Source organism: Anaerotignum lactatifermentans (assembly GCF_014982935.1).
Classification (GTDB): Bacteria; Bacillota; Clostridia; order Lachnospirales; family Anaerotignaceae; genus Anaerotignum; species Anaerotignum lactatifermentans.
The window spans coordinates 1-1848 of the sequence record NZ_JADCKK010000119.1; the positions used below are offsets into that span (position 1 = coordinate 1).

General features: G+C 61.7%; 2 protein-coding genes and 1 pseudogene. All 3 read right to left on the reverse strand.

Features of this window, described 5'->3' with window-relative positions; all coding sequences use genetic code 11:
• Positions 1–112: 112 nt before the first annotated feature.
• Complete coding sequence (locus tag INF29_RS14095) at positions 113–790, reverse strand: IS4 family transposase (RefSeq protein ID WP_154546717.1); 678 nt, start codon at positions 788–790, stop codon at positions 113–115.
• A gap of 64 nt (positions 791–854) precedes the next feature.
• Positions 855–1610: an IS21-like element helper ATPase IstB gene (gene istB, locus INF29_RS14100; RefSeq protein WP_022522218.1), complete on the reverse strand. Its 756-nt coding sequence runs from the start codon at positions 1608–1610 to the stop codon at positions 855–857.
• A 14-nt stretch (positions 1611–1624) separates the two neighbouring features.
• Positions 1625–1848 (reverse strand): annotated as a pseudogene (locus INF29_RS14105) (IS21 family transposase); the annotation flags it as partial.

The following is a 1848-nucleotide window of genomic DNA, read 5'->3' on the forward strand; positions in this document are numbered from 1 at the left end:
CGTTCAGCGCCATCGCTCTCTCCTGATGCCATTCAAATCCGGGACGACTGACCACCATACTAACAGACAAAAAAAACGCCCCTTAAACCCTGAGGAATCCCCACGAACTTTGCTATCCATCGCATAAGGCCTGCTCTTTGACTTCCCCTTGGAGGCTCGTCAGAACTGTCTTCCAAGAGGGCCATGGGACAGCACCGACACAATGACGTCGCAGCCACTCCAGTCCCAAACGCCACACGGAGAGAACGTTCCGATGACGGATCGTGTTGCTCTGGTAGCGTCGCTGTTGCCCGCTGTCTCGGACTTGAAGACCGGCAACCATCACCACGACATTGGCCAGCATCGCGATCAGCAGCAGGATTTCGATCCGCTTGCCTTGGCGAGACTGATGCATGCCGAAGCCCAGCCCGAACTGGGGACTCTTGACGTCGCGGAAGCCCTCTTCAATCTGCATGCGCTGCCGGTAAATGGCCACCAACTTGTCCGCCAGCGTTGAGCGCGCCGGTAGGTTACTGACCAGCACCCAGGGCTCCTTCTGGCGCTGGGCAATCGCCCGGCTGCGGCTGTCCTGGGAGACCTGTCCGCGCTTGTTGCGATGCTTGCGCCCCTGCGGCGGCCGATGGTAGAGCACCATGCGGGTGGTCAGTGGATTGCTCTCAGCAATTTGCACGGAACCCAGCGCCCGCGGTACCGATGTCGCTTGCGGAAACAGGTCTGACACAGGTTGCCACGCCTGCCCTGGCAGCTGGCAGCGAACCGGGTGCGTATTCCGGCGAACGTGACCGGTCATTCCGGTGATCGTGACCGATTTGCACACGGCCTTCACGCTGGAGAGAGTTTTGTACGCTGAGCGGTCACGATGGGTCAACCGATTCCGTTTTTTGTGCGTTGGTTTTTCTCAGTGATTCCCCTTTCAGATTGAGTCGGTGAGCGCCGTGCAGGAGCCGATCCATGATGGCGTCTGCCAGCGTGGCGGAGCCGATGTAGTCATGCCAGTGCTCCGTGGGTAACTGGCTGGCGATGAGGGTGGAGCCCCGCCCGTGTCGGTCTTCGATTACTTCCATCAGGTCCTGCCGCTGCTGCGCCGTGATCTTCTGCATGCCCCAGTCATCCAGGATCAGCAGGTTGGTCTTCAGCAACTGGTTCATCAGCCGACCGTAGCTACCATCACCGTGCGCGATGCGCACCTGCTCGAACAGGCGCGGCACTCGCAGGTAGCGCACCGAGAGGCCTTGCCGGCAGGCCTGATTGCCCAGGGCACAGGCCAGCCAGGTCTTGCCGCAACCGGTAGGCCCGGTGATGCACAGGTTCAGGGACTGGCGGATCCAGTCGCTGCTCGCCAGGGCCGCCATACGCGAGCGTTCCAGTCCCCGGGGATGACGGTAATCGATGTCTTCGATGCACGCCGGCACGCGCAGGCGGGCGGCCTTGAGCAGCCGGTCCAGCCGACGGTTTTCCCGGTGCAGCACCTCCCGATCCACTAACAGGGCAAGGCGTTCCTCGAACGCCAGGTCGTGGGTTTCCGGTTGGGCGCGTTGTTGTTCCAGGGCATCGCCCATGCCCGTCAGCTTGAGGTGGCGCAAGGTATCGAGGGTGTTGTGCGTTAGCATACGTTTCTCCGGGATCAGTGGTAGTAGTGGGGGCCGCGAACGTTGGTGTGAACCGGCAGCTCGGTCAGTTCCGGTGGCTCCTCGACCAACGGCAGCGGTAACTGATCCAGCCCCTGCTTCAGGATCGAGGTGATGCTCTGGTAACTGGCGGAGTGGATGGCCAGCGCCCGGGCACAGGCCTGCTCCAGGCGATCACGACTGTAGCGCCGACTAAGGTTCAGAAGTCCCAGGCAGGCGC